Source organism: Vibrio agarivorans, assembly GCF_030409635.1.
In the GTDB taxonomy this organism is placed as follows: Bacteria; Pseudomonadota; Gammaproteobacteria; order Enterobacterales; family Vibrionaceae; genus Vibrio; species Vibrio agarivorans.
The window spans coordinates 19,392-44,437 of sequence record NZ_JAUFQF010000003.1; the positions used below are offsets into that span (position 1 = coordinate 19,392).

The 25,046-nt window shown below is 42.7% G+C and carries 24 protein-coding genes; 23 read left to right on the forward strand and 1 reads right to left on the reverse strand.

Going from position 1 to position 25,046, the window contains the following annotated elements:
* Positions 1-48 precede the first annotated feature (48 nt).
* From QWZ05_RS07755 to QWZ05_RS07820, 14 genes are all read left to right on the forward strand, one after another.
* Complete coding sequence (locus QWZ05_RS07755) at positions 49-375, forward strand: hypothetical protein (RefSeq protein ID WP_290297699.1); 327 nt, start codon at positions 49-51, stop codon at positions 373-375.
* A complete protein-coding gene (locus tag QWZ05_RS07760; RefSeq protein WP_290297700.1) occupies positions 345-1,052 on the forward strand; it encodes a hypothetical protein in 708 nt (235 codons plus the stop codon). Before QWZ05_RS07755 ends, QWZ05_RS07760 begins: the two co-directional genes overlap by 31 nt.
* A complete protein-coding gene (locus QWZ05_RS07765) occupies positions 1,053-1,616 on the forward strand; it encodes a hypothetical protein (RefSeq protein ID WP_290297702.1) in 564 nt (187 codons plus the stop codon).
* Positions 1,613-2,308, forward strand: coding sequence for a hypothetical protein (locus tag QWZ05_RS07770; protein WP_290297703.1), 696 nt, complete (start codon positions 1,613-1,615; stop codon positions 2,306-2,308). Before QWZ05_RS07765 ends, QWZ05_RS07770 begins: the two co-directional genes overlap by 4 nt.
* Before the next feature lie 117 nt (positions 2,309-2,425).
* Entirely contained in the window at positions 2,426-3,523 is a 1,098-nt protein-coding gene (locus QWZ05_RS07775; RefSeq protein ID WP_290297705.1) for a DotH/IcmK family type IV secretion protein, read from the forward strand.
* Positions 3,516-4,892 carry a TraB/TrbI/VirB10 family type IV secretion system protein gene (locus QWZ05_RS07780; protein WP_290297707.1) on the forward strand — a complete coding sequence of 459 codons (1,377 nt, stop codon included), beginning with the start codon at positions 3,516-3,518 and terminating at the stop codon, positions 4,890-4,892. Before QWZ05_RS07775 ends, QWZ05_RS07780 begins: the two co-directional genes overlap by 8 nt.
* Positions 4,892-6,073, forward strand: coding sequence for a hypothetical protein (locus tag QWZ05_RS07785; RefSeq protein WP_290297708.1), 1,182 nt, complete (start codon positions 4,892-4,894; stop codon positions 6,071-6,073). The genes QWZ05_RS07780 and QWZ05_RS07785 overlap by 1 nt, the downstream gene beginning before the upstream one ends.
* Positions 6,074-6,139: 66 nt before the next feature.
* Entirely contained in the window at positions 6,140-6,520 is a 381-nt protein-coding gene (locus QWZ05_RS07790; RefSeq protein WP_290297710.1) for a hypothetical protein, read from the forward strand.
* Between the two features lie 65 nt (positions 6,521-6,585).
* Positions 6,586-6,996 carry a hypothetical protein gene (locus QWZ05_RS07795; RefSeq protein WP_290297711.1) on the forward strand — a complete coding sequence of 137 codons (411 nt, stop codon included), beginning with the start codon at positions 6,586-6,588 and terminating at the stop codon, positions 6,994-6,996.
* A gap of 4 nt (positions 6,997-7,000) precedes the next feature.
* On the forward strand, positions 7,001-7,813 hold the full coding sequence (locus QWZ05_RS07800) for an HNH endonuclease signature motif containing protein (protein WP_290297713.1): 813 nt from the start codon (positions 7,001-7,003) through the stop codon (positions 7,811-7,813).
* Complete coding sequence (locus QWZ05_RS07805; protein ID WP_290297715.1) at positions 7,810-9,036, forward strand: hypothetical protein; 1,227 nt, start codon at positions 7,810-7,812, stop codon at positions 9,034-9,036. Before QWZ05_RS07800 ends, QWZ05_RS07805 begins: the two co-directional genes overlap by 4 nt.
* Positions 9,037-9,047: 11 nt before the next feature.
* The gene (locus QWZ05_RS07810; protein ID WP_290297716.1) at positions 9,048-9,353 is read left to right on the forward strand and encodes a hypothetical protein; all 306 of its coding nucleotides are present in this window, start codon (positions 9,048-9,050) and stop codon (positions 9,351-9,353) included.
* Positions 9,354-9,366: 13 nt separating this feature from the next.
* A complete protein-coding gene (locus tag QWZ05_RS07815) occupies positions 9,367-12,381 on the forward strand; it encodes a putative type IV secretion/conjugal transfer ATPase (RefSeq protein WP_290297718.1) in 3,015 nt (1,004 codons plus the stop codon).
* Between the two features lie 41 nt (positions 12,382-12,422).
* The gene (locus QWZ05_RS07820) at positions 12,423-13,025 is read left to right on the forward strand and encodes a hypothetical protein (RefSeq protein WP_290297720.1); all 603 of its coding nucleotides are present in this window, start codon (positions 12,423-12,425) and stop codon (positions 13,023-13,025) included.
* A gap of 49 nt (positions 13,026-13,074) precedes the next feature.
* Here the strand turns inward: QWZ05_RS07820 and QWZ05_RS07825 are convergent, their stop codons facing one another.
* A complete protein-coding gene (locus QWZ05_RS07825; RefSeq protein ID WP_290297721.1) occupies positions 13,075-13,707 on the reverse strand; it encodes a hypothetical protein in 633 nt (210 codons plus the stop codon).
* Positions 13,708-13,980: 273 nt separating this feature from the next.
* Here QWZ05_RS07825 and QWZ05_RS07830 point away from each other — a divergent pair, with 273 nt between their 5' ends.
* The 9 genes from QWZ05_RS07830 (at position 13,981) to QWZ05_RS07870 (ending at position 25,032) form a co-directional block, all read left to right on the forward strand.
* Positions 13,981-14,529 carry a DotD/TraH family lipoprotein gene (locus tag QWZ05_RS07830; RefSeq protein WP_290297724.1) on the forward strand — a complete coding sequence of 183 codons (549 nt, stop codon included), beginning with the start codon at positions 13,981-13,983 and terminating at the stop codon, positions 14,527-14,529.
* A 76-nt stretch (positions 14,530-14,605) separates the two neighbouring features.
* Complete coding sequence (locus tag QWZ05_RS07835; protein WP_290297726.1) at positions 14,606-15,526, forward strand: type IV secretory system conjugative DNA transfer family protein; 921 nt, start codon at positions 14,606-14,608, stop codon at positions 15,524-15,526.
* Entirely contained in the window at positions 15,495-16,718 is a 1,224-nt protein-coding gene (locus QWZ05_RS07840; RefSeq protein WP_290297728.1) for an ATPase, T2SS/T4P/T4SS family, read from the forward strand. Before QWZ05_RS07835 ends, QWZ05_RS07840 begins: the two co-directional genes overlap by 32 nt.
* 312 nt (positions 16,719-17,030) lie before the next feature.
* Entirely contained in the window at positions 17,031-18,227 is a 1,197-nt protein-coding gene (locus tag QWZ05_RS07845; RefSeq protein ID WP_290297732.1) for a TcpQ domain-containing protein, read from the forward strand.
* A 12-nt stretch (positions 18,228-18,239) separates the two neighbouring features.
* Positions 18,240-19,853, forward strand: coding sequence for a hypothetical protein (locus QWZ05_RS07850; RefSeq protein WP_290297734.1), 1,614 nt, complete (start codon positions 18,240-18,242; stop codon positions 19,851-19,853).
* Positions 19,854-21,458, forward strand: coding sequence for a hypothetical protein (locus QWZ05_RS07855; RefSeq protein WP_290297735.1), 1,605 nt, complete (start codon positions 19,854-19,856; stop codon positions 21,456-21,458).
* Positions 21,448-22,143: a hypothetical protein gene (locus tag QWZ05_RS07860; protein WP_290297737.1), complete on the forward strand. Its 696-nt coding sequence runs from the start codon at positions 21,448-21,450 to the stop codon at positions 22,141-22,143. The genes QWZ05_RS07855 and QWZ05_RS07860 overlap by 11 nt, the downstream gene beginning before the upstream one ends.
* A 25-nt stretch (positions 22,144-22,168) precedes the next feature.
* Positions 22,169-23,890, forward strand: coding sequence for a GspE/PulE family protein (locus QWZ05_RS07865; RefSeq protein WP_290297739.1), 1,722 nt, complete (start codon positions 22,169-22,171; stop codon positions 23,888-23,890).
* Positions 23,887-25,032, forward strand: a complete 1,146-nt coding sequence (locus QWZ05_RS07870) for a type II secretion system F family protein (protein ID WP_290297741.1) — start codon at positions 23,887-23,889, stop codon at positions 25,030-25,032. The genes QWZ05_RS07865 and QWZ05_RS07870 overlap by 4 nt, the downstream gene beginning before the upstream one ends.
* The last annotated feature ends 14 nt before the right edge of the window (positions 25,033-25,046 follow it).

The window sequence follows — 25,046 nt, forward strand, 5'->3', positions numbered from 1 at the left end:
AATCATGTTATCTATAATATGTTAAGCTGTATTGATGGCAACGCAAGTATGATTTCAAATATGAAGAATGACATCAGAAGTCAAAAGAAAGAACGTGAATTAAAGAAGTGGATCGACTCTCTGCCTAATAAGAGGCGTTTCTACGTTAGTGTTCTCGGCTTCAAATTCCCACGTCCTCGCTGGTGGTATGACAGTCGTAAAATCGCAGCGATGACGACCATATTTAAAGCAGTGACGTTCACTGCGATGTTGCTGTCATTAATTGTGATGGGCTTCAGTCTGACGCAAAACGTTAGAAATAAAGACTGGCAACTCTACACATTTGATCAAGAGGGAGTTGTGCAATGGATAAGCGATCTGCAAAAAATTCGCTAAATAATCGAGTCGCTACCACCATCAATCGAATGATAACCAACTCCAATAACGGGATGTTGCTGATCATGCTCATGCTTTTGGTGGGCTTTGGCTATTCATTCCAGCACAGCTCTACTCAGCTCAATGAGGCATCAGGTGTATTTGAAGTAAAGACACAACAAAAGGTCGTTAGAGCAGTTCCCACCATCGATTCAATCCACTTTTTCGATGACACTGTGAACGCTGTGCAAAATTACGTTAGCCTTAAATTATATGAGATGCTTAATCACACGAGCACAAGCTTTACTCGACTCGATTCCTTATTATCGACTGATAGTGGCAGCAGCTTCCCCGAAGATCTCCTAGCTAATTTGCGTAATCTACAAGTGATTGATCACCTGCAATCTGCAGAAGGGATAAGTTCAATTGAATTTAAAGTGACCTCAGTACCGCTGGTAATCAATGCTTATACAAGTCAGGGCGAATCCTATACAAGCATTCTTCTTAATCAACTCAACACGACTTCTCTGGAACGTTGGTCAGTGGAAGTGACAGGAACGCTCACTCTGAAACATACGGTATCGAGGGTCAAAGCTCGCTACCCTGTACGCTTCTATATTGATGTGATTGATACAAAGGGGTTTGGGAAAAGACAAGACTTCATCATGACCTTGATGAGCAAGTGGGAGATGCGTTAAATGATAGGAAGGTATAAAGCATTCTTGGTTACGTTCTTACTTATGTGCTGTGCTGCGCTCATTCACTTTACCTACATAAGAATTATGACCCCCCCCATTCGTCAGGCAGTGACCGAAGTTGAAGACACTTACCAACAAGTAAGAGTGAGAAATAACCCAGTCATTTCAGATACGAAAGTGATCAGGTTTGTGGAAGATGTGGTCGCAGAGTGCTTTTCATTAACGGCACTGAATGCCACTTCAAAAAGTGATTATTGCCAAGAGCAGTATTTTTCATCCAATGCTGGTGTGGTGTACAAAGCACAATTCGCTACCCCAAAACAAATTCAACTCAACAATAACGATGGGTCATTTTACACAACACTCATCAAGCCCCCGATAGTAGTCTCAACGCCTGATCCCAAAAGAAACCGTCTGTACTACGCGCTGTATGCTGAAATCATGACGACTACGGTAATGAGAACTAGGCGACCTAGTGAGAATAGAGTGGTTCGCTTGTTCGTTCGCCCTACCCTCAATGCGAAAAATCCAGAAATGATGGAAATAATTGGAGTGCTTCTATGAGTCAACATGAGGGTGATCCTGCATTACAAGCTGTTCTTGACCTTGATCGACACATGCGCGAGCAATTAGTGATTTGGTTTATCAACGCCATTATCGCGATAGTGATACTACTCTTTTGCATGTATAAATCGGATACGGTAAGTCGTGTAGACCGTAACCGTAACTATATTTCTGTCGATACCCGAAACGTGCTAATTGAGAGTCAATCTAAACGACAACCTGCCAGTTACGATAACGAAGAAATCCAAGGTTGGTTACTCAATAGCCTAGAGCAATGCATGATGTTCGATTACCAAAACTATGCATCGGTAGCCAATCATTGCAATGCACATATATTTTCTCTAAACATGCCGCCAAACACCGCTGTACGGCATGGGCAAGCGTTCTATCGTCAACTAGAGCGTTCGGGGATCATCAGAACCTTGATAGATAACCGTACCGCGATGAGAATCCAAATTGATAGTTCGACTTTACACAAAGAAGGAGTGAGGGATTTCAAATACATAACCTCCGTTCTTGGGGATATGGTAACTGAATCGCTCTACACCTATGAATATGATGTCGTCTTTCGTATAAAAATGGATGGTCAGAAACTTGATGCTCCTATCAAGTACCGAGTGGTGGTAGAAAAAATGAGTCCCTTAATCAGAGAGTTCCCTCTGGGAGTGCGGTCTATCGTTAGTTTAGAGTAGAGTTCCACGCCAACGGACACGGCATTTGTAAAAGAGTTTTGCAAAAAAACAAACTAAGGTTTACCATGTGTTTTATATTATCTTTATGTCTATTGATGAGTTATAGGAATGGTTAGGATGACTATGCTAAGTGGGATGCTCGCTAGTGCTGTGCTCAGTGCTAACGCTGCTATTACAATTGTCGGTCACGACAGCGGCATAGTTCCAATCAACCAACTTGAAGGTCAACAACTTGATGTAGATGCCAATACGCATAAACAATACGACAGAAACGCTATCAAGAAAGACTTGTTTAACCGCTATGGCAATGTTGAAAACATGCTGTTGTATTCAGACAAGTTTTCAGAGCAACAAAAGTCGGTACTGCGTGAATTAACGATGCAGTTAATCCAAAACCAGAACAAACAAATTGCCAGTCATAAACACAAAGTCAAAATCGATACGCTCAAAGACCAAATCGAGCAAGAGGATGAAGTCGATGCTGTAATTAATGACCCAGATAGGATCGTTGAAAAAAGAAGGAAAAGTGCCGAAGTAGAAGCGGCTAAAAAGAAGCTCATCTATAAACCTCAGATAGCCATAGATACTGAACATTTTGACCCAAATCAAGCATCTCAAATTGAATTAAACAATCGAGTGAACCGACCAAGTGTGATCTCCTTTTTTGATACTACAGGTCATCCTTACACCATAACGAGTTACTTTCCAACCGATGCACAGACCTTTGAACTCGTTCAAAAAGGTGCAAACCAATTACTCGTCAGTGCAAAAGAAGAATTTGAAATGTTGTCAGGTTTTGTTTTTTTAGAAAACGAGCCACAACCAATACCGTTCCTGCTCACCTCAGATCCTAAACATCCGATTGATGTGAAACGAAACGTGATTTTACCATCTGTTGCCCCGTCAAATGAGGCGAAGGTCGAGCAAAGTGTTGTCCCCCTTTCCAAGTTGAACAAGGGTGATGACCCAATCATGTACGAAATCCTTCATGGATTACCGACATCAGCTAAAGCGCTTAAACAGTCGGGGCTTTCATCAGACTCGCGTGTGTACCAATCAGGTGAATTTACCTACATACGTACTCGTGCTCTCATGAAGTATGAGATTGATTCAGCTATCAACATCAGAGGTTTGTACGTCTACCGAGCACGTTCAAGAAGCTCTTACTGGTTTAATGTGAATAACCGAGAACAGAAGGTCAGTATTTATGAGTAAAGCCTTAGACCGTACCTCGAAAAAAACTCAAAATCGAAGAGCGATTATCATCGGGGTAGTCATCTGTTTGTTGGTGCTCGCGTTCATTGCCTACAAATACGCCTCAATGATTAGCCATCAACCTGAGACCATCGACCAAGCCAATACAAAGAGGTCACGTTACTCTCAGCAACCTGCTTCACTATCCACTCCGAAAGCGGATGAGAAAACTCTGATCCAAGAAGATTCACCTGCCGCTCGTGTCGCTGACGCACAAGAACAAAGAGCGAAAGAGGAAGCTCAAGAGCTTGGTAAATCCCACATGGATAGTACCAACGCTATTCAAGAAAAAACCGAGCGGATTGAGGCAGAATTCCAATATCCTCCATTACCTGATAAACCAACGAAAGTGGCAGTACAGGTCGCACAAGGTAACAGCAAAGGTCAAGCAACGACCCGTGACCAATTACTCATTAACAATATCTCTAAACTGCTAATGCCTAATCCAGCTCTACCTAAACAGCCTGATTTTACAGCACTGATTCAAGCCTCGAATCAAGAGATTGATAGCTTACCTAGAGTGAGATCCGCTTATGGTTCAGCCGCTAGCCAAGTGACTTATTACGGGTATGTCGAAGATCAAGCGGTGAATGATGAAGGTGCTTCTGACTACCAGACTAACAACAGAGCTAGGCTTGGAATAGCCAATGATACGAACCCTAGTCCTGCCCATGCGAGTAGGAATCCTACCGCTGAAACCGAAGACGAAGAACCAATGGTTAGAGTTCTCAATCTTGGCGATATGTTGATGACCGAGCTGCGCTGGCAGATTGTGAGTGACTATCGTTTGCCCGTTTTCTTTGATGTTGTAGAGCCTCCGCTTAAGGCGATGGTGCTGCAAGGAAACTTTGAGATCACACCTCGTCAAGACGGAGTGTTGCTGCGAGTGACACAATTCCAGATGGGGGATTTGATACAGCCGATAAATGGTTATGGGGTGAATATAACTACCGACCTCACTCCCCTATTCGATCATGATGTGGACACTCATTTTGCAGAACGATTCCTCTCAAGAGCTTCTGCTGCGTTTATGACTCCATTTTTAGGGTTTGTAAAAGCGACCACTACCACAATCGAAAATGGCAATGTGATCATTTCTGACGACCCCGTTACTGGTACAAAAGACCGAATTATTGGGGGACTTGCTTCTGTAGCCGAAGAATTCTTACCTGATCTACGAAAGAACGCAAACATTCAACCCACAATAACGATACCTAACGGCTATCCCGTTGGCATTGTATTTACCCAAACGTTATCACTACCTGAGTCGCTGCTCAGTAATTACAGCAAGGCGACTACTTATACCTATACAAATGGAGTTAATTACTGATGTTAAAGAAGAAGACTAGCGCTGAAAAGGAGTCGAGCGCAAAAGGGAGCAGTAATCTATTGCCCATATCTGCGATTGCCCTCTCTGTGATGGCTATGCTCGGAAGTGGTTTCTCAGCAAAAATGGCTATGAACGGTGACAGCAACCTACGGACGTTAGCTGGTAATGTACAAAGCCAATTGAACTCGTTGGAAATGGGCGTAGAACAAGCCTCTCAAACCGACCCAGCACAGATTGAGGCAATCACTGAAACGGTAACAAAAGAAGTGCGAGGCACTATCGGGACAAGTGTCGATACGCGCATCAATCAAATTGTTAGTAAGAAAATCAATGATTATGACATCACGGTAAGTGACAGACTGAATAGAGAGTTAGCGAATAATTCTCGCTCGGGTTCGGCTAGTGAAAACATCTACGATGAAAACCGTATCATTGACATTATCGACTCTGAAATTCAAAAGGTGAATCTCAAGTTTACTAATTATAATACCCAAACACACAACCGCATTGATTCGATTGAACATGATCTCGTTCGCCAAACACACCGAATTGATGATGCTTACGCCATGATGAACACGGGTAGTAAAAATCAAATGGGGACAATCGTTCCTCGAATTCGATTGAAAGAGTTTAATATTGTCTACCCTGCACTCAAAGATGGAACGCTCTTCGTTGTTGATGCCCCTAAGAAAAGTGGCAAAGACAATTCCATTACCTTGACTATCGGTGAAGGTTTTCGTTCAAAACATGGATCGCACAAGGTTGAGAAAGCCGTTAAGACCGCTGACGGATACCGACTGCTAATCAGTGGTGGCTACTACATTGATGGTAAGCGCGAAGAATTCACCAAAGCCGAGCTTAAAGCTTTGCAAGCTAAAAAAGCGCCTAGCTCAAGCCAGAAGAAAGCGACCCCTGCAACTTCCAGCAAACCTCGTACTCAAAACACGTCCATCAAGCAAGCCCCTGCGAAACAAGATAATCGCTTAGATCTGGCTGGTTGGTATGTCGTAACCACTGTTCCCGAAAATCAAGAAGTCGTTGTTTATAACCCTGAAACCACATCACCGATGAGACTCAAAGAAAATCTGTTCGTTAGTGGTGTTGGTAAGGTTCAAAACATCGATTTTAAAACGGGACGTACTTGTTTTGAAAAATACTGCATTCAAGGCATAGGCATGTAGTTTTTCAAAAAAACTACCTAAACGAATATTTATCAACACTGTGTTAATCAAAAAGGAAAGAGACCAATGTGTAACTTGTTAAAAAAAATCCATCTGGGCTTCATTATGCTGTTTATGTTCCACATTCCAAATGCACTTGCAACAACAGAAGGTAGTCGTAGTTTGCTTGATGGTGTGAAGGACGCTAGAACGCTGACCCAAGAATCTGGCGGCTTGATGTACGATGCTGGTATCACTATCGGTATCGCGCTTATTGTCATCGGGATCATGGTCTTCGGTATCTCATCAAGAGCGCAAGGCGACCAGTCGAAAACCAAAGGCGCGGCTGCAATCATGTTTGTTGCAGGGATTGCCCTAACGGGTATCACCGCTTTCACCAATATGGGTACTCAAACACTTACAGGTCAACAAAGTGAGATGAGTGCGTTCTTAGGGGATAATGAGTAAGCAAATTACAAGTTCAGTATTGTCAATTGGTGGCAATGCTGAACCTCAATTTTAAGGTTGTCAGTATGTCGATTAGACAAACACAAAAGATGTTGCTTGTTATAGTGACAGCGCTCAATGCATGTCAAGCTATTGCATCCTCCGAATACACACCTACGGACTCTGAAACCGCTGGTGGTTTGTTTTATCGGTTGGCTGTACTGGTCGATGGATTCAGCGTGACCTTTTTTGACTTCGTGGTAGTAGTCGCTCTTGCTTGCATTATTGGTGGTTTGTGTTTGTGGGTCAGCGCCAATAAAAACAACCTGCCAAAAAGAATGGGACTCATTATGGTCTCGGTTGGTTTTTGTCTAGCAGGGTTTAAAGGATGCATGTCAATGAATGCCCAAACCTTTCTAAATGAAAGTGAGGTGCAAGCCGTAACCAATGTCGAGTCCCTCAACGCAAGCGGCTTTCTAGATACAAATACGGATTAACCACATGTTGAATTACGACCACCTTAAACAGCTTGGTATCGACCCTGCGTTCTTCATGGAAGTGACTCGAAACGTCAACGCTACCGCTCGTATGGATAATCCCCATGTTGAAGAGGATGACAAAGTTTACCAAGAGGCAAGAGGCGAGTTTATCAATGAGCTGCGAGAGAGCTTTGATGGTGATAATGCCCTTCGATGTGAGAAATGCGGTTTAGTTATTCCATCTGGCTACCACATCCATCATAAAGATGGCGACCATACGAATAACGACAAAAGTAATTTCTCATTGAGAGACCCATTTTGCCACCTATCAAGCCATTTAGGTTTCGTTGGTGTAAATAATATGGCGTCAGTGGTTTACGTACCGCAAATACCTCAAGCCGTTCTCAATCAAATACAAATTATCAGTTATGCGTTCGACCATGTAGTGAGTACGGTTAATCAGTCCTCTAAGAAGTTTACCTTACTGAAAAGGCAAAAAGCCGACTTAGATACCTTGATGAGCGCAGTCAAAGCGACAAAAGGGGTTGTTTATAGAAACTTTCAAACCAACGACCCTCTTCACTTTGCCAACATCTTCGCAATGATGACAGAAGATGAGTATCTGGCTCGGGCATTCAAAACAGACAGTGCAAATCAACTAGCAGAAATTGGAACATTTGCTGGGCTGAGACTGCTGTTTGAACCCAGTAAATTTGAAACCGAAATCAAATCTTTCGCTCGTTATATCCTCATTCAAGACAATGAGACTAATCAACATAATCCTGCAGCGTGGTTTGATGCTGCCAAATTACTAAAACAAAAGAGGCATGGATGAACTTGTCGAGAAAACCATTGATGGCATTTATATGGATAGATGACCCAAAAACTAACCATTACCCTGTGACTGGGTACATGTCTGGGGAAGATAAACCTGAGCAGGTAGAACGTGTAAAGATCGCTAATTTGCCGCCTGAGTACACCTACATCACCAACATAAAACCCCACCGCTTTAAAGCGTTGGGGCTAAAGACACAGTACGGGATCAAACATGCTGGCTATTATGGTATTTCAGCGGCTAATATCGCTATTGAGTTGGGCATCACTGAAACGTTATCTGAAAAGCTACCCGTGTTTTCAACAGTGATAGCCAAAATTGCTGAAAAGCTTTTTGACATGTATCAGGTTGTTCCAACTGATGAGTCCTACACCATCTTGGAGAAGATTCGCGATCATATCTACCCAGACCTTACATATCAAACATTGAGGCTCGATGGACGCGAGTCAGAAAGCCTCGGCTACGCAGTTGATAACTCCCTACAAAAGCTTCAATCGAACAATGTAAAAATAAAACCGTCATCTTCTAACCCAGTGGTTTCAGCCTACTTTCCAAAAACACCGTACTTCTTACATCTACTAGGTCAAAGCTATCCTATTCAAGAAGACTACCGAGAAACCACTGAGTTTGACGGACAAAAGATTGGAATGGATGGCAACGAAATCGTTAATGAAGAGACCATTCAAAAGCTCATCGAATACTCTCAACAGTATGCAGGTTTTATACGCTTTAAAGTGCTGTCGATGGATGCTCGGCACGAGAAATTTGTTCCGCTTGGGAGAGAGATCAGCAAAAGCTCATATCGTGAATGGGCGGCTATTCCTGAGATCATCGACCTTTGTAATTATGCACTGTTAGAGCTGTATGTGGGGTATGTTACTTTTGCAGAAAAACTGCCTTTTGCCCCAAACATCCCAGATAACAACGTTAAGTTTCTCTCCTACGTCAACGGCTCAGTCAATGAAGCGCTCTGGCTGTCATTGAGCTACAAGAAAACCTCTGAGCGATTCACCTCCCCCATTGCCTCATATATCCGCGCTTATGACCGTATCATGCTACGTCAAGCATCGATGGGTTTAGTGGAAAAAGGTTTTCAATTGGTGGGCTTTAGTAATGGCTCTACTCGGTTCATTGTCAACGGTAGAGACGAATGTCAACGCCTCAGACAGCAGATGCCAGCACACGGTTTGATACCACAATTGAAACCAGCATTTGAACAATAGAAGGAATGTGTATGTTTAGTGCAATGAAAAACACTGATGTATTTCACCAGTTAATTCAGAACGATGTCGTATTTAAACTAGCGGCTTCATATCCGAGTGAGGGAGTAATACAGACCAAAGACCTTATGCAGCTTGAAGAAGCGAGCGCAAATCCAGACGTAAAGGCAGATCTCATTAGACAGATATTTCAGGACATCAAAGTACGTGATGATGAGAGGAAAATACAACAGCTCAAATCCAAAGAGTCAGCACAACTGAGTTCAACAGAACGACCAGTAGCTCATGTTCAACCGCAAGCACTGAATGTGCTTTACTAATCGAGAGCGATAGATGTTTGGATTACCTACTTTCTCACAAGTGACTAACATGCTGGCTGATGGCATTCAGAATAATGCGTTTAGCCATTGCAATTTAATGTGTATCTCCCAACACAACCCAAATGTGATTATTAACTCTGATGGCTCTGTTTTCACCGCAATCGAGATACTCGGTACGCACCGATACTTAACTAATCAGACAGAGGTGAACTTTATTGCTGAGATTGAAGGTAACACCCAAAGCATTTTACGCGAGCCACATCATACCATTGGTCTCATGTACGTACGCGATCCATCCCGTACCCAAGACCAACTCGATTATTGCTTTCAACCAACCATCGAGACGATTGAACGTCTCGGGATAGACGCGAGGCACTTTTTTGAATCACAAAAGAGAGACCTTTTGGACAACACTGCTTTTGAACGCACCTTACTGATACTGAAAACCAAAAAACAGGCAGTTGAAAGTCTGCATTATGAACAACCTGAATTAGCAGGTGAAAAGATTGTAGTCGAGAGCATCCCTGCCGTTGCTCAGAACACGATGATGGATGCGCTAGAGCTTATTCAACAGCACAACGCATTCGTCAAGGTGATGGTTCAAGCGTTGAGTAACTACCTAGCTCTGAACGAAATAGATGGGGAAACCTATCTTAAATATTGCAAAGAAGAAGAGAGTCAAACTCCGCTCAATCATTACTGGAAACCGAAAAGCCTCAGTGATGAAGAAGACCTAACGGTGAACAACACTGAGTCCACATTGATTTCTCACCCTCCCCTTGCCTACCAAATCATTACTGATGATAAAACGCGAGTCAAAAATACAGGAGGTGTGATAGATGCTGGAAACTATTTTGTCACCACCATTGATAGAGAGTATTTCCATATCTCAAATGACTACTCTACGTTCAATGAATTTCTAAGAGCTTTAGATAGGCGTGTGCCGTTTCGTGCGTACTACGAATTGGAAACGGGTACTAAGCAGATCATGACTGAGCTTGGGATTAGGCAGGGCTGGCTTCTGTGGATAATGTTTACAGGTTACGCCAGAAACATCCATTCAGCGGCATCAAATCTGGTCATGGAAGCCGATAAAAATAACCGTACCCTACTCAAAGGGACTCTAAGTATCGCTACTTGGGGCGAAACGATTGAGAAGGTTCAGCAACAAAAGCGAGACATTAATCAGGCATTAATGAGCTGGCGCTCTCTGACACCGCGCAGTCCCAACGACACCTTTGCAGGGTATTACGCAACATTACCCGCTTTTTCAAAAAAACAATCATCAAGACCATGTATTCAAATTGCTGACAAACATATCGCAACTTTACCGATAACACGGGCTGCTACACCTATCGATCAGGGAGCACTATGCTTAAGTTCACTAGATGGCAAGCCATTTCCGATTGACCCAACAACTGCCAAACAGGATTATCAGGCAAATATGATCGCTGGTGGGATGTCATCGGGTAAGACCGTGTTTTCATCCGTCTATAACAATGGAATCATGTTCGCTAAAGGCAATATTGCTCTACCACCGCTTGCCTATATCGACTTTGGCTCTGGTGTACACAACTATCTGAACTCACTTAAGGCTTGGCTACCCGAGAGTCAATTGCACACCATCGTTTGTATTTCACTCATCAATAAGCTCGGTAATGCAGTCAACATCTTAGAGCCACAATTTGGTCTCAATGTGCTTGAAGAAACTGAAATGGGCTTTGCTAGCTCCCTGTTGTCTCGAATGATCAATGGCACATCACCTACACCCGCCAACGGACAGGTATCGAATGCCGTTTATAAAATCATCAACGAATTCTTTGAATATTTCCGAGCCAATCCCTTGCGCTATGACTCTCGCCTTGGTGAGTATGTGAATGAAGAGCAGCGATTGCATCTCGAAATAAACCAATTGATAGAGACAGGAAAAATCGTGGTGGCTGACAACGAGGTTCTCAGTTGGTACACCATTCGAGATAAGCTGTTTGCGTTCGATAAGACCACTTACTTTAAACATGCTCGTTTTTGTCACCGCCAAGGCTCGCCTGATTTGCGTGACCTGTTACGCCTCATGCAGCAATCAGACAGAATGCGTAAAGACTTGCACACATTCAGGTTAGACAGTGCGCCAACGGTCTTCTTGTTTGACCATATCATCGCAACACTCGAATCCATCACATCAAGATTCAAAAACGTTCTAGGTAAAAAGTCCCAGTTAGACGTGTCACAAGCACGAGTGGTCGGAGTCGATTTGAAAGGCGTTGCAGGTGATGGCGAAGATCCTGACACACGATTTATAAAACAAATTTTCGGAATGATTGCGAACCAACTGGCGACCAGAAATTTCTGGCGAGACCCAAACACCTTTTTGAAGCTTGTTCCTGAAATCTACCGTTATCACTATCAAACTATTCTGGATGAGGAAGCCGATTTACCCAAACACCGATATATGGACGAATACAGACAAATGAAATCGGATGAAATGGACGATGTGTTGTCACAGCAAGTACTTATTGCCCGTAAATACTCATTAATCTCAACGCTATCGTCACAGCAGCTAGATCATGCGCCAAACGACTTTATTAAGCTCGCTACTAACATCTATATGCTGACGTTGACTGACAGTGATGCTCAGGTACTACAAGAGCGCTATTCGTTGTCTGACTCGTTCGTAGCTGAGATGAAACGCAAGGTACGTAGTGAAGATGGCTTTGGTAGAATCATTTTGTATATAGGCAAATATCGAGGTATCTCGGGCTACCTTGTCCAATTGTTACGTAACCAAATAACTGCGAGCTACTTATGGAATTTCGCCTCTGATAAAGTTGATGAACAGATCAAATTGCTTTCGCGAAAACGTTATGGTGAAAAGACAGCATTTCTACGCTTAGCGAAACAGTTTCCTCACGGTACAGCCAAAGGCGAGATCGAGCGTAGACTCTCATTCACTCAGTTTGACGAAAAACCGTTAACCCAACGTGATGTTGTCAACGAAATTGTAGACAGCTTAGCCAACGTAGCTATCTAATATGAACATCACTTTTAAACAAAAATGGAAAAGGAGTTTCAATGAGCATGGTGAAATTTAGGCGACACAAAATCGAACTCTTAACTGTCTCTGGGACGGTACTTGAGCAAGGCACTGACTACGAGACAGACGTTTATTCAACAGGCACGAGAGTACACATCCAAAACGGACATGGTTTTGTAAACAGCCCAAGCATTAGCTCAAGTAGCACAAAACACATCAAGGTTTGGATACAAACAACAGAAGGTCAAGAGGTCTGTTTGGAAATAGACAATTCGGATATGAACTTCCGTGAGGGACAATCTGTAACCGCAGTTATAGCAGAGGTCAAAAAGAAAGGCTTAAGGTACGTGGCTGCTATACAGAATAAGACCACTAATACCTCTGAGGTCACAAACCTTAGCAAAGTGCAGAAAGAACTCAAAATTTTGGATTTGATACCGTCATCGAATGCAGTAGTCCTGCAACTTATACTCGGTTTTCTGGCATTAGTAGTTATAGCAGGGAACTTTAGAGATGTTTCAGATTTCGTGCCGCCAACACCCTTAATACTTGTGGTTCTGAGGATAATCTGGCTAATGATTAAGAGCCGTTCCAACCAGCGGCATTATAAAAAGGCTATGCTCGATGCACTCAACACCTAATAACAAAAGAGAAGCCTCGGCTTCTCTTTTTGATGTTTTTGAAAAAAACTCAGGACAAGGCAGAGTCGAAATATTGGACAAATTGAGAATGGCGCATATCCAGTGAGCCATTAGTTAGCCCCAACGCTGACTCAATCTGTCTGACCGTTAGAGATGCAATAGAATCATTAATGGCTTGGTTATACTCAGCAGGTGATAGGCGAACTAAAGACTCAAATGCCTCTAGCGAATCGATGCAAGAGGTTAAGGCTACAATGTCGGTAACGTAGCGCATTGCATAGGATAGGTTTTTAGATCTGAACAATGTGATTTGATCACGGTTATAGTAGGTGCGACCAAACTCGAAAAAGGCAGTATCAAAATCAAAATGGGTAACAAAAAGCTGGCTAAGCGCCTTATAATCATGTGTTCTAAAATATTCCTCATATAATTGAGGCTCGACACCAGAATGTCTCACCACAGCTCGCCTACCACCAGCAAGGCGTTCTGCAATATAGATATTATTTCTTTGTGACGATTTTTGCTGAGCTATAAAATCGTTGATGTCCATGATGGATTTTAGATCGAGGTAATCAGGGGTCAATTGGTGCTGAGACAAGTTGAATGCCTCACATATTATATGTATTAGATTTGAATCGCCTGATATTTCAGATTCCATCGTTTTGTAAAACGTATGTTCCAAACTGCTAATCCCTGCGCTTGTTATAAATACTGACGTTTGTAAAAATATGTGAATCATTATGCTACGAACTTTTCTGTATATCAATATTTCATGACGCTGCTTCAAAAAAAAATGAAGTTCGTCATAAAACACGAAGACCCAGCCGCCCCCTACCCCTTATGCAATATGGGGTACAAGCTATTGATAAAAACAACATTTTTTTATATTGGCAAAAGCAACCTAAATTGATGTATTCTATAATACACAAACCCATATCATGATACGGAGTGCTCTATGAGGGTTAATGTTAAATTTGCGTTACTAGCAATAGCCATTATCAATACCATTACAGCTTGCTCATCTAGTGTAGCTATCAACGAGACAGCCCCACCATCGAATCAGCAACGAAATCTCATAGATGTAGAGTTAGAGTCGTTCACACAAGACCTAATTGATGCCAATAATCGGTTGGTTTCGGCACGAAAAACTAAAGTTGATTTACAGTATGAACAACACTCAAAAAAACTAAAACCAACTAAATTCAGTGGCTTAGACATCAATCGGGATTTCGACTGTACTTGTGATCTCAAAACAGCCCTACAAGTGCTCTCTATCCAGCTTGGCTGGGACATGAATAAGGTTCTTGAGATTGGCAGAAAACCAGCCCAAGGCGTACCCGTCAGCGTCCAACAGCGAAATCAACCGCTGTCCCTCGTCCTAGAGTCACTAGACATGCAAGTTGGACATTATGTAGACATACGAATCGATCCCAATTTTGAGTCCATATTAATTGAATACAAATCATTAGATGCCCCAAGGTCAACTAGTTATGAAATTAATTAGAGCCATTACTTTTTTTAAAATAATGATATGCACTACGTTTGCATATAGTGCCAATGTTTTGTCCAATGACGGAATAATGCCACTTAACGAATTAAAAGACCTTAATTCTAATAATGCAGCCTACCTAGAAGAACGTAAACAGAAGTCGGTTTTACAAAAAAAGAAGATACAAATTGCAGGGGAGTACGCATTTAATCATGGCTACATGACTGAGATGCAGTACCTAGAAACACAGATGATGGCAAACAAACAGCGTTGGGACACACTTCTGGATTTCAGACGACTGTCATCACTACTCTCTGATGGGGCTGCCGCTGGAATGTACCTTGTGGGTGGGGTTGTCGATGAGATTGATAGCTCAATTAAAACCGTTGACGATGAACTCATCATTAGTGGAGATGAGCATTTCAGATATAGAAAAAAACCTACGCTTAGGGTGAGTCCTCCGCATTGGTTCGATTACGTTTTTCCAAATGAACATCGAGACCTATCCCCTCCTGCACGTTCCATGCTGCCATCGAACCAAGAAGAGCGTGAGCTATGGAAGCGAGCAACTGAAAAAGGTTGGGAACGTGGAATTGAGTCAGCACAAGAAGAATACCGCAAGCGTATGAACCACCTTTTCTCTGATCTAATTGGTATTACGAATTACTGGTATCTAGTAGAGGTCGGGATGATCACAGAGGTCAACGTTGACTCTACCAATTATCACCTAGAGCACAGAAAACTCGATGGTTTAGAAGAATTGACGATAAACCCAACCACAATCCAAATAACATCTCAAAGTCAGTTCGTTACTGACACGAGTCAATGGAGTGGGTATGCATCAAGCCAATACATTAATACGAACCGTAAAGATCTGCGTGATTCAATCATCACAGGGGCTATCGATCTACAGGAAGTACAAAACAGTGATGTCACTATCTATACAACGGAACATGAACAACTGATGGACGAACTCAGAGATGAGCAGTTTAGAACTCTCCTATCTAATTAAATCCTATGGTAGTCACGAGCTAAAAAGCACGGGCGCTCCGCAGGTAAGTGATAACTGGTTAATGACTCCCTCGCCCATTATCGTATCAATGATTGATGCTAATGCGCTGGACGTTATTCTCATCAAAGCTGTTGAGGCTAAATACAGAGACATTTATATTGCCTCAGACAACTATATCAGAGGACGAAAGGGGAACAAGTTTCAACTCATCACTAATCGTGAGTTAACTCATAGTGAAGTTGAAACACTCATGGACTCGATGACGGGCAACAAAGTTGGTCGAGCTTACGGTGGTGAATCAATCAATGATCGCTACATCGTTACTGATCGATTGAACCCCAACAAAAAAACTGCCTTTCGCTATTCTCTAACGACTCATACCAATGGTAATTTTCGAGGTCTGGATGTGGCGATTCGCCCAATTCCCGAAGATGTCCCTAAAGCCTCTGATATAGGTATTGAGGGAGAGTTATTAGACCATGTGGAATCAATGACTCAAGGCATGATACTGCTCATTGGTGGTACAGGTACAGGTAAAACCACGACCCTTGCCGCAATCATGAGGTACATTTTAGAAAAGCCATCCCATACCCGAATTTTAGAATATGGTCGCCCACCTGAATATATGTGGCATAACGTACTCATCCATCCGTCCAATGAAATCATTACGTATTCCGTTGCAGAATCGGGGGAAAGTGGAGGTGACGCTAAAGACTACGAACAAGCAATATCCACTGCTGTACGCAAAGCGCCTACTTGGGTAGCCGTGACGGAAATGACAGATCTAGAGTCATTTAAAGCAGGTATCGAATTTAGCAACACAGGTCATATCGTTTCTTCTACGTTACATGCAAACAGTGTCGAGTCAGCGTTCTCTCGAATCTATATGAAATTCCCATCCTCCGAACGTGAAGCTCTGATGGACAACCTCATTTCTGAAACTGAGATAATGGTTGCGCAAAAACTAGAAGACCGCGTTGGAGGTGAAATGATAGCTGTTCGAGAACAACTGATACTCACAACAGAGGTAAAAGACACGCTCAAAGACGCAATGGAAAATGGACTCACTGCCCTAAAGCGCTCAGTCAGGCATCTTCTGGAAATACAGCAAACATCATTCAAACAGGCAGCAGCTAACTTGTACGAACAAGGGCTAATCGATGAAGCAACCCTATCCAAGTACATGAGGTAGAAAATGGCAAACACTGACCGAGAGAACCACAAATTTAAGATTTGGATTTTTGATGCTTCCGTACTATTACCCCTACCGATATTGGGGCTAGTGAAGACCTACGAGTTCTTGATCTTCACAATTATTTGGACAATAGCGTGTGGTATCGCTGGTTTTTTCAATTACTCACTTCTCGACATTGTAAAGCGCATCTGGGCAGCGAGAACATCAACATCACACGCGAGACTAAAGAATGACCGACACACGTAAAAAATTGATTGCATACGATGTGTTTTATAATACACTAACGTCTATATGCATAAGGATTAGGCTATGAAGATGAAAAATTTGCGCACGATAATGCTCACAGGTCTGTGTGCTGCTATCGCTCTCTCTCCTACGGTTAACGCAGGTGTTTATGTATCGGTAGACTCCATTAGACCCACAACTGACCATCAACTCGCAGTTGCTCAAATTGAAGCTTCCAAAGCCCAAACCAAAGCCATTGAAAGAAGCGCGATGACCAGTGAGTTTGTACTGGGTCAAATGTTGGAATGGCAACAGGCTCAACAGCGCAGAGCTGACCAAAAGTACGATGAAACCATGCGTCAACGATTGGCTGTAGAGTTGAAGCAAGAAGACCTACTGGTTCAGCAAAAACGTCTAATGGCAGACAAAAATTCTCTTGAATATGAACGCATAGCGATGCTTGACGATTTTCATGAACAAGAGCAGCAAATGCATAAAAGAAATGTCGCTACACAGCGAGCGATATACGATGAGCAACGCAACAGAGAAGAGTCATTTTATAACACGCAAGCTGATATTCAGCGACAAACGCTTGAATTACAGAACAAAGTTGCTTCCAGTTCAGACGACCTACTGCTTGCACAGCTACAGCACAATGCACCATCCAATATCGTAGTAGCATCCAAAGACGCACCTAATTTCAAAGCGACATTAAAGCCTAATGACGGTGGCGATTTATCGGCACTTTCGCGAGCGGATTCTAAAGCACCCCTAGTGAATATGAACTCGTTTATCGAATCAATAATGCCTGATGGCTGGGTCTATACACCACCAGCGAACTCATCTAGCAAACAGATCTCATTGGTTCAAGGTAAAGACTGGAAAAGCATCATCAATCAAATTGCAATCCAACATCCCTACCTAGAGTTCCACATCGACCCTTACAAAAAGACCCTCGTCTCTCGTCAGATGTACCAACCGCAAAGTCCAAAGCAAAACGACTATATTGTGCGCTCTTGGCACATTCAAAAAAATAAGTCACTACATGAAACTCTGGATGGATTTGCTCATCAAGCTGGCTGGACACTGTTGTGGGAAACAGAAAACATTGATTATCCAATCGTTGCCCCTGCGGTGATTAACACAGACTTTAGCGGTGAGAATGGCATCGTGAACCAGCTAATGCGTTCAACTCAAGACCAAGATTTCCCACTCTTTGCCAAGTGGAACAATCACAACAAAGTTGTCGTCATCAAGAGACGCAAGTCAACACGCAGATAAGAGGAAATGGAAATGACTTTTTTTAAAAAACCACTGGCTTTGTTGATACCTCTCGTTTTGGCGGCATGTTCAACCGACCATATTGCATCTAATCAAGAGCATGAAACTAAATATAGCCAGATGTCGAGCCAGATAGACCGAGAGTTTACGTACAACACTGACCGCTTAAGAGACATGCCATTTGAGTACAGTGAGGGGTTTTATGTCCTTGGTGGCTCGTTTGAAATGGTAGAGCGACAATCTTTGCCAGCGATTTTCGATACACCTTCATCGTTTAATCGTGTGGACGAAATGACGATAGACAGCGTGATCGACATGCTGAACAAGCGATACCAACCATACGGACTTGTGATTAATCTTGATAATGAAGCTCGCAGTTATATAGCCGATGCACTTGGTGAAGAGCAGTCGTCAGGCGAAGCCATGACTTCATCAGATGATTCAACGGGCATTATTCCAATTGCCACTATTGATACCACATCACTCACGTCATCGACTCAAAAGCGCGGATATAAACTCAATTTCAACCTACAAAACGCAAGTCTTAGACAAGCGTTAGACTTGATCACTGCTAACACAAATACATGGTGGAAGTACGAAGATGGTAGAGCAACGATTTTCCGATTCAATAAAGAAACATTCCAGCTAGACACGGGAGATCGCAGTTTCCAAGCAACGTTCACTCAAAACTCATCGAGTGGTACAGACGATAATACCGTTGGGGCAGGTTTGTCATCCGAAGGCGAAGATGCGAAGCCGCTACAGCAAATTGAAGACCAAATTAAACTATTGCTCTCAGAAGATGGTGAAGTCTATGTGAATCGCTTCGACAAAACTGCAACCATTAAAGATACCCCACCATCATTAAAAGTAATTCGTGATTTCCTAGAAAATCATAATATGAGAGCTACCACCTCTTACGGGATTACCGCTCACGTATTTGAAATCGTAACAGAAGTAAATGATGAGCGTGGTATCGATTGGGAGGCTGCTTTCCAGACAGGCAGTTCAAACCTAAGCCTTACTTCTCCCAATTTTGTTCCATCTCCGAATAGTGGCGGCTTAGACCTATCACTGACGATGGGGAATTGGGACATCAGCTCAGTGTTCAGCACACTGAATAACAACGCTTCTATTTATAGCTATATCAAGCAGTCAGCCAAGACGAAGAACAATATTCCGACCATTGTTTCAAGTATTGATGACAGAGGGATCGTGGCTGGACGTTCGGTAACAGTTAACTCAGAAGGGTTTGCACAAGAGAGCATCGAAACGAAACTCATTGATGAGGGTTTTGCGGTATCTACCCGTCCTCGCCTAACCAGTAAAGGACTGATAGATCTAGAAGTTATCGTTAATACAAAAGTCATCAAAGATGTCACAAGCTTTGGTAACGCAGATAACGAAGTTCAATTGGAAGAGAATCGTAGACAGAACACGATGGGCTTTGTAGTAATGCGAGATGGACAGCACACAATTGTCAATGCATACGAACGTCTACTGACCGCAGCGGATGTTAGCCAACTCGCTGAACAGTTCCCGTGGTGGGCTGGTGGTAATCAAACAAAACGCCGCTACAAATCCAATCTAATTGTGGTTGTCCAACCAACAATATTGGAGATCTAAATGTCGGTATTTTATCCAGCAAAATTGGATGATGCTTCTTTCCTTGCTGCTGCGTTGGTGTGGCAAGCTGAAACAGGCATTGCCAATAACACTGCATACGCCAGAGCGTTTGGAAAACTGATTGAGGCACACACCTCGCAAGGTGTGCGCATAGTCAATGGCTCGACTGTCAATCTGGGTTTGGTTGAGAATAAAAACGATCTCATTTCCAACCCGAAAACAGGTATTGCTTTAGCCCCTGCACTGCGCAGAGCGTGTTTGGACAAAGCCCCTTTTTCAGATGAAGATTCAGAGAAAGACCTCATTGATATTCATGTCAGCATCTTGCCAGATGGCAAATATTACGCTTGCGGCTATCAAGGCGCACGAAACCTATTCGATTTGGTACTTACTCAAGATGCTAGTAACTCATTTGATACAATAGCTGATGAGATAGGTAGCCTCATCCTAATGGGGAGTGATGAGTTTGCGATAGCCCTACACACCACATGGCTTGAAAAAGAGGCAAACGAAAAACGAGCTTCCGACCTCAACAACCAACAGCTTACCGACCTGTTAGAAGAGGCAATTAGTAATACTCACGAGTTCATACAAGGTCACTTGGAGTTTTTCTCAAAAAACCATCACAGAGAAAATCTATTAGACCTATTAAGATCCCTTCCTGCAGACTCACTACTTCATGTTAGTGATATTTCAAAGCTGGCTAAGGCGAAATTAAATAAGCAACAAGTTGCGACCATTGGTGGTGTTCTTGCCCTCTCTTTGGTTGGGTACATGTACTTTAACGGGTCATCGAAGCCAACTACCGACCAAGCAACACTAGATAAATACAATAATTTCCAATCTATCGAAGAGCCAACAGTATCTAAACCTGTTGAGAACACCCCTGTCTATAACCCGACTGACGATAGAAATGCACTTGAAAAGATCATAAATCAAGAACGTAAATGGATAGAAACACACATCAGGATGAATGGTCATCGCCCATTTAATCATCTATATCAAGCTGTTTCAAACCTGCCTGTTGAAGCTCAAGGTTACAAACTGGAAGACGTGACCTTTGCCGACCCTTTTTCAATCGAAAAGAATACACTAGACAGCATCGTGACCAGTCAGTATGTGCGTAGAGGCAACCAAACTATTAATGAGTTCCTTAAGGTGTTTCCTGATGCAAATATAACTCTTGATGGAAACATTGGTTTAGTGGAAACCACCTTCAAAAAATCTACTCACGAAAGACCCTTTGAGTTCAAATCAGAGGACTTGGATCTAGAAAGCCTAATTTCCAGATTACAAATAATGGATCGAGAAGGTGTTATAACCAACTGGGCTTTACGTAAAGCCGTGCCGCCTAGTCGCCCCGAGAAATATACGACTACAGAGGAAAACTTACTGTCTCGCCTTAAGGTTAAAACTGACGAAGATGAAACCAAATGGCTTCATCCATTTGACGTTTACACGGTGACGGTCAACTTCAAATATTCCAATCAACTCCCACGCCTGAGTGTGGTCTTCGATGATTTTCAAACCGCTGTAATCAGCAAACTTCACTATCAAATAGCTACACAAACTGGCGCACTGGAGGTGCGAATATATGATCTCTAGAATCCCGAAAATGGTTGCTCTATGTATCGCAGTAGCATCAGCCGTACCTCATACACACGCACTTTCTTTGAAAGATTATGAAAGAATGATTCAAGAAAATGCAAACTCTAATAAAAGCTTGGATGAAAAAATTGAGCGAGCTAAGAAGCTCAAAGAACTCTATGAGGTCAACAGTGAGATCAACTTAATGATGAACCCCCCTGTTGTTGAGGTTAAGGAAACTGTACAACCTGAACCTGAGCCTGTTAAACCTCAACCAGTAGCTACATATCGTCCACCTATCGGTTACGAAATGAATACCGTCTATGTGTCTGAAATAACTATCATAGGGGATGATGCCGAGGCTGAGTTGTACGTTGATGGACAACCCGTTCGCGTAGACCTATATCAAGCAAAAAAGAATCGCACAGCTTACGCTAACCATTGCGTTGTCTCCTACGATGCAAGCGGCATCAAGTTTCGTAACCTTAAGACCAACAAAATCGTTACTAAACGAGCAATCAGTGCAGAGTCGATCTTTAAGAAGATTGACCATAACAACTCGCTAATTCAAGAGTACCAAAAGCTATATGCACTTGGTTCGTTGGAAGTTGATTTACAGAGTTCAATACAACAACAACCACTGAGCGTTTCATATCCGACAGCTTCTCAAGCTCCTGCGGTCTATGACTCCATGGCTGACTAACCAAGACTTGAAGTGGTATTAACCTATGACAGACTCGATGAAACAGCTTGATCTTGAAGATTCTACAATCACCTCTCTCAATCAACTTGGGTCGATTGGCGGCATCGTCCGTTCCGAGGAATTGGGACTGGGAGATAAATACCATCAGAACTACATTTTGATCGTTTCAAAAGAGCACAAGGTGCAGGTTAATAAAGACAATGCAAACACAAAGACAGATGCAGTTTTTTTGCTAGTCGATGAACGCATATCTAAAGGTCAGTCTCCCATCAATACCGAAGAATACCGTGAACATGTTCGATGTGTCCGTAGATACACCGATACGCATTACGGCATAAGACCACAGATCACTTATGCAAGTACTGACATCATTCTTAATGCTCTAAAGAACAGTTTGTCAAACAGTAATAATGAACACCGAAACAAGACCGAAATAGAGATTGACGAACTTCTGCTAAAAGCACATGAACTCAACGCCTCAGATGTCCATATCGTCTGCAGCGATACTGTAGGTGAAACTCGGATAAAGTTTCGTCAAGATGGTGAGCTTTTGATGTATGGTCATGAACGAAATCAGGATAGCATTCATGACTTAGCCTCCGTGCTCTATTCGTCATTGGCTGCAGAGGATGGAGCTATCAAAGATGCATCGTTTGATAGCCTCACCAAACAAGATGGCGTTATTTATCGTACGGTAGGAAGCCTCCGACTTGGAGCGCGTATCGCGAGCCACCCAACAGAAAAAAAAGATAAAAACTTTGTCATGGTTCTTCGTATGTTGGGAGACCAATATGAAACCGCAACGAAGATTCCATTCAATCAATTGGGCTTTGAATTTAATCAAGCAGCCAAAATCGCCCAATGCTTATATGGCAAAGGCATAGTTCTCATTATCGGTGAAACCAACTCTGGTAAGAGTGTAACGATGGCTAACATGATGATGGAGATAGACGAAGAATCAAATCACACTCGTCACATAGTCTCATTCGAGAACCCGATTGAAAGGCAAATCAATGGGGTAAACCAAATAAACCTCATTGATTCTGGTGCATCATCAAACTCAACTTTGGACGACTCATTCAAAGCCGCAATGGAATTTATCGTTCGAGCTGATCCTGATGACGTAGCCGTGGGGGAAGTGAGAGACAAGAGTACCTGCTCGTCATCACAGCAACTCGCGCTCACTGGTCACAACGTACTTGCTACGATGCACTGTGATTCTCCATTCGATGTGATGGAACGAATGATAGGTCTTGGGGCGTCTGAGCGACAGCTTAAGAGTGGTGAAACGATGAAAGCGGTGGTGAGTCAAAAGCTGTTTAAGAAACTCTGTCCTCACTGCTCACAAACTATTTTTGAACAAACAAACCTAACTGCATTACAGCAAGCAGCCGTAAAACAGCTTGCCGAAATGGGGCTTTCTCACAAGCTGGATGTAGTGAAGTTTCGTAATGAAGCTGGTTGTGACAAATGTGACTACCGTGGCATTAAAGGTCGCAGACTTGTCGCAGAGATTGTTGAATACACAATACCGATCCTGCAAGCCCTCGCTGCAGATAACAAAGACGAAGCAAAACGCCTTTGGCTAAACGATAGTGGTTTCTCTAGAAAAGACGTTGCGTTGTTCTGCATATTCCAAGGTCTTATCGACCCTACCAATGTCATTGAACAACTATCTGATTTGAACGAAACATACCATTTACGTGAGCAGTTCGATATACAACACCCAGCGGAGATTTACGGATGATCACTCGCACTCGATTTTATTCAATTTATGAAGATAAATTGGCATACCTCCGCAGCAATACTACGGAAACCATCAAAAATGACTTCGTTGCTTTTATTGCTCGTAAGATGCTAAAAAAAGAAGAAGTGATTGAGTACATCAAATTCATTTTAGAGTTGGTCGGTGCTGGCGCGAACTTAACTCAAGTGGTAGATGCACTCGATGAGACTATCGTTGAAAGTTATCCGAAGTCTTACCAAAAAATACTGCTTAAGGTTTTTTACAAAAACGTAAGAGACCGATTCAAGCAGTCGAAAAATGCTGACATCTTTGATGCGTTGAAACCGTATCTCAATGATAAAGAGCAGATGATTTTTAAAGCTGCCCCGACACCGCTCGAAGGTCTGAAAGTCATCTACGACTCATCGCAACAGGATGGGAAGTTACGCAAAACCATCATTGGCGCAGCGGTTATGCCCTTCGTCTATTTTTTGATAATCATTGGCTTAGTGAACGGGACACAAGAGCCTATCATCGGTAAGTTCACCGCACTGCTGGACAAGCTTGGTGCGAATGCTGGCTATTCTATGCAAACCGTTGACACCTTCAACCGCTTCATCATAGAAACTCAAGTGTTCATGCTGCCATTCGTGATTTTCCTAGTGGCTCTATATGCGTATCTCATCCCAAATCTTTCAGGTGCGCCCAGAAACCTTATCGAGAAAGTGTTCTTAATCGGACTCCCTTTCAAAATGTCGCGTGACATAAATGCTGGACTGTTTTTAACGTCATTGGCTCTACTTTATCGCAACGGCATTAACACGAAAAAGGCTTTAGGTATTATTGAAAAAAGCTCTACCCCATTTATGAAGCACCACATCAATCAAATGCTTGAGGTGCATAGCCACACAGGTTCAGACAGAAAAGCCATTCAAAATGATCTTTTCCCTACTGACATTAATCACATGCTCTCAATATTTTTCAGGGTCGCAGACCCAACTAAACACATGGAGGAAATCTCTAAAAATATCATCGAAAAAATTGAAACAAAGGTCAGAGCGATTTCTATCGCCATCAACACTACAGGCAGTGTCGCTTTGGCTCTCTACCTCGTTGGCTTAGTGCTCGCAATGATGGAACTGCAAGGCGCAGTGAATTCATAAATAAAAATGGAATA

What these genes read in the sequence shown, in the direction of transcription:
- QWZ05_RS07755 (WP_290297699.1), top strand. Translation starts at nt 49, where the DNA reads ATGATTTCAAATATGAAGAATGACATCAGAAGTCAAAAGAAAGAACGT.
- QWZ05_RS07760 (WP_290297700.1), top strand. Translation starts at nt 345, where the DNA reads ATGGATAAGCGATCTGCAAAAAATTCGCTAAATAATCGAGTCGCTACC.
- QWZ05_RS07765 (WP_290297702.1), top strand. Translation starts at nt 1,053, where the DNA reads ATGATAGGAAGGTATAAAGCATTCTTGGTTACGTTCTTACTTATGTGC.
- QWZ05_RS07770 (WP_290297703.1), top strand. Translation starts at nt 1,613, where the DNA reads ATGAGTCAACATGAGGGTGATCCTGCATTACAAGCTGTTCTTGACCTT.
- QWZ05_RS07775 (WP_290297705.1), top strand. Translation starts at nt 2,426, where the DNA reads ATGACTATGCTAAGTGGGATGCTCGCTAGTGCTGTGCTCAGTGCTAAC.
- QWZ05_RS07780 (WP_290297707.1), top strand. Translation starts at nt 3,516, where the DNA reads ATGAGTAAAGCCTTAGACCGTACCTCGAAAAAAACTCAAAATCGAAGA.
- QWZ05_RS07785 (WP_290297708.1), top strand. Translation starts at nt 4,892, where the DNA reads ATGTTAAAGAAGAAGACTAGCGCTGAAAAGGAGTCGAGCGCAAAAGGG.
- QWZ05_RS07790 (WP_290297710.1), top strand. Translation starts at nt 6,140, where the DNA reads ATGTGTAACTTGTTAAAAAAAATCCATCTGGGCTTCATTATGCTGTTT.
- QWZ05_RS07795 (WP_290297711.1), top strand. Translation starts at nt 6,586, where the DNA reads ATGTCGATTAGACAAACACAAAAGATGTTGCTTGTTATAGTGACAGCG.
- QWZ05_RS07800 (WP_290297713.1), top strand. Translation starts at nt 7,001, where the DNA reads ATGTTGAATTACGACCACCTTAAACAGCTTGGTATCGACCCTGCGTTC.
- QWZ05_RS07805 (WP_290297715.1), top strand. Translation starts at nt 7,810, where the DNA reads ATGAACTTGTCGAGAAAACCATTGATGGCATTTATATGGATAGATGAC.
- QWZ05_RS07810 (WP_290297716.1), top strand. Translation starts at nt 9,048, where the DNA reads ATGTTTAGTGCAATGAAAAACACTGATGTATTTCACCAGTTAATTCAG.
- QWZ05_RS07815 (WP_290297718.1), top strand. Translation starts at nt 9,367, where the DNA reads ATGTTTGGATTACCTACTTTCTCACAAGTGACTAACATGCTGGCTGAT.
- QWZ05_RS07820 (WP_290297720.1), top strand. Translation starts at nt 12,423, where the DNA reads ATGAGCATGGTGAAATTTAGGCGACACAAAATCGAACTCTTAACTGTC.
- QWZ05_RS07830 (WP_290297724.1), top strand. Translation starts at nt 13,981, where the DNA reads ATGAGGGTTAATGTTAAATTTGCGTTACTAGCAATAGCCATTATCAAT.
- QWZ05_RS07835 (WP_290297726.1), top strand. Translation starts at nt 14,606, where the DNA reads ATGCCACTTAACGAATTAAAAGACCTTAATTCTAATAATGCAGCCTAC.
- QWZ05_RS07840 (WP_290297728.1), top strand. Translation starts at nt 15,495, where the DNA reads ATGAGCAGTTTAGAACTCTCCTATCTAATTAAATCCTATGGTAGTCAC.
- QWZ05_RS07845 (WP_290297732.1), top strand. Translation starts at nt 17,031, where the DNA reads ATGAAGATGAAAAATTTGCGCACGATAATGCTCACAGGTCTGTGTGCT.
- QWZ05_RS07850 (WP_290297734.1), top strand. Translation starts at nt 18,240, where the DNA reads ATGACTTTTTTTAAAAAACCACTGGCTTTGTTGATACCTCTCGTTTTG.
- QWZ05_RS07855 (WP_290297735.1), top strand. Translation starts at nt 19,854, where the DNA reads ATGTCGGTATTTTATCCAGCAAAATTGGATGATGCTTCTTTCCTTGCT.
- QWZ05_RS07860 (WP_290297737.1), top strand. Translation starts at nt 21,448, where the DNA reads ATGATCTCTAGAATCCCGAAAATGGTTGCTCTATGTATCGCAGTAGCA.
- QWZ05_RS07865 (WP_290297739.1), top strand. Translation starts at nt 22,169, where the DNA reads ATGACAGACTCGATGAAACAGCTTGATCTTGAAGATTCTACAATCACC.
- QWZ05_RS07870 (WP_290297741.1), top strand. Translation starts at nt 23,887, where the DNA reads ATGATCACTCGCACTCGATTTTATTCAATTTATGAAGATAAATTGGCA.